The 3,962-nt window shown below is 50.2% G+C and carries 4 protein-coding genes; all 4 read left to right on the top strand.

Going from position 1 to position 3,962, the window contains the following annotated elements; all coding sequences use genetic code 11:
* Positions 1-57: 57 nt before the first annotated feature.
* Positions 58-636, top strand: a complete 579-nt coding sequence (locus ACTS3T_RS18880; protein WP_377963010.1) for a TetR/AcrR family transcriptional regulator — start codon at positions 58-60, stop codon at positions 634-636.
* Positions 637-848: 212 nt separating this feature from the next.
* Positions 849-1,841 (top strand): NAD(P)/FAD-dependent oxidoreductase, encoded by a 993-nt coding sequence (locus tag ACTS3T_RS18885; protein ID WP_377963008.1) that lies wholly within the window; start codon positions 849-851, stop codon positions 1,839-1,841.
* 296 nt (positions 1,842-2,137) lie between these two features.
* On the top strand, positions 2,138-2,539 hold the full coding sequence (locus ACTS3T_RS18890; RefSeq protein WP_377963006.1) for a VOC family protein: 402 nt from the start codon (positions 2,138-2,140) through the stop codon (positions 2,537-2,539).
* A gap of 329 nt (positions 2,540-2,868) precedes the next feature.
* On the top strand, positions 2,869-3,831 hold the full coding sequence (locus ACTS3T_RS18895) for a pyridoxamine 5'-phosphate oxidase family protein (RefSeq protein WP_377963018.1): 963 nt from the start codon (positions 2,869-2,871) through the stop codon (positions 3,829-3,831).
* Positions 3,832-3,962: the final 131 nt, after the last annotated feature.

Below are 3,962 nucleotides of genomic sequence, written 5' to 3' on the forward strand. Positions count from 1 at the left end.
CGATATGAGAGCTAAAAGCGATAAGATGTAGACAAGTCTGTATAAATATGTTTTGATATGGCTCGCTCAAAATCGGCTGCAAAGCTACCTGCCCGCGATCGCATCATGAAAGCAGCGGCAGATCTGTTTTATCAAGAAGGGGTACAAAATGTGGGCATTGATCGCATCATCGCCGAGTCCGGCGTGGCGAAAATGTCTTTATACAACCACTTTAAGTCTAAGGACGCTTTGATTGCCGCTTGGCTACAGCAGCGCGATGCCAACTGGCGCGAGTGGTTTCAAAAAACGGTGGAAAAACAGGCGACAGATCCGGCTGAGCGGCTCCTGGCGATGTTTGACGCGCTCGAAGCATGGTTTTCGCAACCCGATTTTCGAGGCTGTGCCTTTATTAACGCTGCTGTTGAACTGGTTGATCCGGAACATCCCGGCTATCAGGTGGCGCTTGAGCACCAACAGGCGATCTATGACTATATTTTGAAACTGGTGAAGGCAGCCGCGATCGCAAATCCTGAAGTCGTGGCTGAGCAACTGCTGTTGTTGTTAGAAGGGGCCATTGTTGTAGCCATGATGCGGCGTAGTCCAGCCGCCGCCGCCCCTGCTAAAGCGGCAGCTACCAGATTGATTCAAGCCGCCTAACCTCGCGCCAGTCATACAGCCTAGGAATTCTTGATCTCGTAGCTGAAACTGGGCTGCTTTGTGGGTGGTGTCAGAGGGCTAGTTGCCCTTGCGTGCGTGCCTTGTTTTTTTGCTCAGCGCTTTAGTTGACATTAAACCAAACGTTCGGTACAGTCAAAATAGACAGAACGGTCTAACTAAAATTTACTTCCTACGCTTCCTCGGAGGTTGCTATGCAACTGACCAAACAAACGCTCACCCAACGAATCGACCGGGTTTACGATGTGCTGATAGTCGGCGGTGGCGCGGCTGGCCTCTCGGCAGGTATCTACTCACAGCGCTACCTGCTCTCAACGTTGATTATCGATAAAGGTAAAGCTCGCTCTTTTTGGATGCAGGAACTGCACAATTACTTGGGTTTGCCGCCAGAAACTCCTGGTCGTGAAGTGCTCAAGCAAGGCAAAGACCATTACCTCTCCCTTGAAGGCGACTATCTCAACGCCTATGTGGAAGATGTCATTGATGAAGGTCAAGTCTTTGCCGTGAAAGTGCGCATCGGTCGCCAGAATCCTACCTATAAAACCTTCCGGACTCGCTATTTGATCGCCGCTAGCGGCATCATCGACCATCTGCCCCAACTGGCCGACCTGAAAAATGTGTTCGACTATGCTGGATACAACCTGCACGTCTGTTTGATTTGTGATGGCTACGAAATGCGCGATCAGCGAGTTGGCGTCTTCGGCAGCAGCGAAGACAGTCTGCAAGTTGCCTTTGCGCTGGGCTGGTTCACGCCTTACATTACCCTATTTACCCATAGTGCCTTTGAAGTGGGGCAAAAACTGCGCGATCGCTTTGCTGAAGCTGGTTATATCCTCAACGAACAGCCCATTCGCCAATTTCTCGGCGAGAACCATCAAATGTCGGGGGTGGAACTCGAAAACGGTGCTGTGGTGGAACTCGATGCCGGACTCGTTTCGATGGGGTCTAAATATCATGCCGACTATCTGAAAGGGATCGACCTGACATACAACGGTGGCAACCTGGTAACAGATGCGATGAATCGCACCTCGCATCCTCGCATCTTTGCAGTTGGCGATTTGAAGGTTGGCATGAACCAGGTCGTTATCGCTGCTGCCGATGGGGCTAACGCCGCCACCCAAATTTGGCGCGATATTCGTCGCGCTGAAGGCTCTCGTCGCTCAGCAACAGCAGCAACCGCTGCTTAAAACACATCAAAAAGCTCAGGGTCGAAGGCGGGTTCAATCCCGGACTTGTTGAACAAGACAAACCTATCTGTCTAGACCTTAAACCCTTTTGCCACCAAAAGATAGCGACCGCATGGCCAGCTAGTATCCCTGTCTTTCTGCTACTTCGATCGCTGGCTCAAACCCGTTTAATACCGATTCTTCAAAAGAAAGGTACAGATGAGACTGACGAAACGGATGCAGCGCCAAGACTGTTCAATTCAAAATCGAAAATCCAAAATCGAGAATTGATATAACCTCACCCCAGGAAATTCATCATGGCAATTACTCAAGGCTTTCACCACGTTGGTCTGACCGTTCCCAACATCAACGCTACCCGCGATTTCTTCGTAGATGTATTGGAGTTCAAGCAAGTGGGCGAAGTGCCCAACTACCCTGCCTATTTTCTATCCGACGGCACCCATTTATTAACACTCTGGCAGGCAGTAGACCCCGACAAAGCCATTTCGTTTGATCGAAAAACCAACATCGGCTTGCATCATTTTGCCTTCAAAGTAGACAGTGTTGAAACCCTCAACACCGTCTATGAAAAGCTTAAAACCACCGAAGGAGTTGAAATTGAATTTGCCCCAGAACTGCTCGGCGGGGGGCCTACGCAACACATGATGTTCTATATTCCTGGCGGCATTCGCATGGAGTTGACGGCTCCTGCCAAGTAACTGAAAATTGGGGGCTATCTTTGCTGGCTGAGGCACATAGCTGAATGGCTAGGGTGCCGCCAGGGTCGAATAGTGCCATTTTCGGGTTCTGATGCAACCCCCCCTAATCAAATGAGAGGATGTTTTAAAAGGGGCCATCCGTGGGGCCAAGGCTACTCGAACCAGTTTGCAGAATACCTCATACCTCAAACGCCCACTTTACCGGAGAGGTTTATAGGGGGTGAGGGTAGCCAAATCTAGTCCAGGAGACTTTTCAGACATCCTCTAACGGGGGACTGCCGCGAAATTTGACGTCGTTCTTTTATGCTCACTCTCTAGGAAACTTGATGATGACTATTCCTGGCTGGCAAAAAGCAGAATCCCCTTTTCATTCCGGCGAACAAGCTATTCAAGCACGGTTGGGGGGGCGCGAAAAGATGGAAAGCTTTGGAAGACGAGTGATTCGTGAGTTTCTGCCAGAGCAGCATCAACAGTTCTATGCTCAACTTTCCTATTTGTTGGTTGGCACTGTCGATCAGCAAGGAAATCCGTGGGCTTCCCTCCTTATTGGCGAACCAGGATTTATTGCAACCCCAAGTGACCGAAAGCTGCACATTGCTGCCCAACCGCTCTATGGCGATCCCCTCGCCAACAATCTGGCGGTTGGCATTGACATCGGCTTTCTCGGCATCGAACTGCATACTCGCCGTCGCAATCGGGTGAATGGGGTTGTGAGTGCGATCGCGCCCGATGGTTTTGAGGTTCAAGTCGGACAAACGTTTGGCAACTGTCCTAAATACATCCAGGCGCGACAGTTTGATTTGTCAGCATTTGACCCGACTGAAACCCAACCTCTGCAAACCCTAACCACTTTAGGCGATCGCGATCGCGCCCTGATTGCTGCTGCCGATACTTTCTTTATCGCCACTGCTTATCAAGCTGAATCTGCAGGAGCCGCCAAAGGTGTGGATGTGTCTCATCGCGGCGGCAATCCCGGTTTTGTGCGTATAGACGGTAACACCCTAACTATCCCCGACTTTACCGGGAACTGCTACTTCAACACCTTCGGTAATATTGAGGTCAATCCGAGGGCTGGCCTCCTCTTTATTGACTTTGATTATGGCAACCTGCTTTATCTCACCGGACAGGCTGAAGTCATCTGGGACGGCAATCCTGAGGTTGCCACCTATGCCGGAGCCGAAAGACTATTCAAATTTCATCTTATGCAAGGAATTCAGGTTCAAGGCAGTCTCCCTTTAAGCTGGTCTTCTCCAGAATTTTCCCGATTTTTGCAGGAGACGGGCCCTTGGTAGGCCGTCAGTTCCGGCATCTACCGATAGTGAGTCATCCAGATTTTTTAACTAAAACCAAGCCTCAGGAGGAAAAAGTCATGAAACTCAACGCCGATCTGAATCAAAGAGCAGTTGTCTTTAGCGAAGAACTT

The sequence above is a fragment of the Almyronema sp. genome (assembly GCF_052168255.1).
Classification (GTDB): domain Bacteria; phylum Cyanobacteriota; class Cyanobacteriia; order Phormidesmidales; family Phormidesmidaceae; genus Sphaerothrix; species Sphaerothrix epifaneia.

What these genes read in the sequence shown, in the direction of transcription:
- ACTS3T_RS18880 (WP_377963010.1), top strand. Translation starts at nt 58, where the DNA reads ATGGCTCGCTCAAAATCGGCTGCAAAGCTACCTGCCCGCGATCGCATC.
- ACTS3T_RS18885 (WP_377963008.1), top strand. Translation starts at nt 849, where the DNA reads ATGCAACTGACCAAACAAACGCTCACCCAACGAATCGACCGGGTTTAC.
- ACTS3T_RS18890 (WP_377963006.1), top strand. Translation starts at nt 2,138, where the DNA reads ATGGCAATTACTCAAGGCTTTCACCACGTTGGTCTGACCGTTCCCAAC.
- ACTS3T_RS18895 (WP_377963018.1), top strand. Translation starts at nt 2,869, where the DNA reads ATGACTATTCCTGGCTGGCAAAAAGCAGAATCCCCTTTTCATTCCGGC.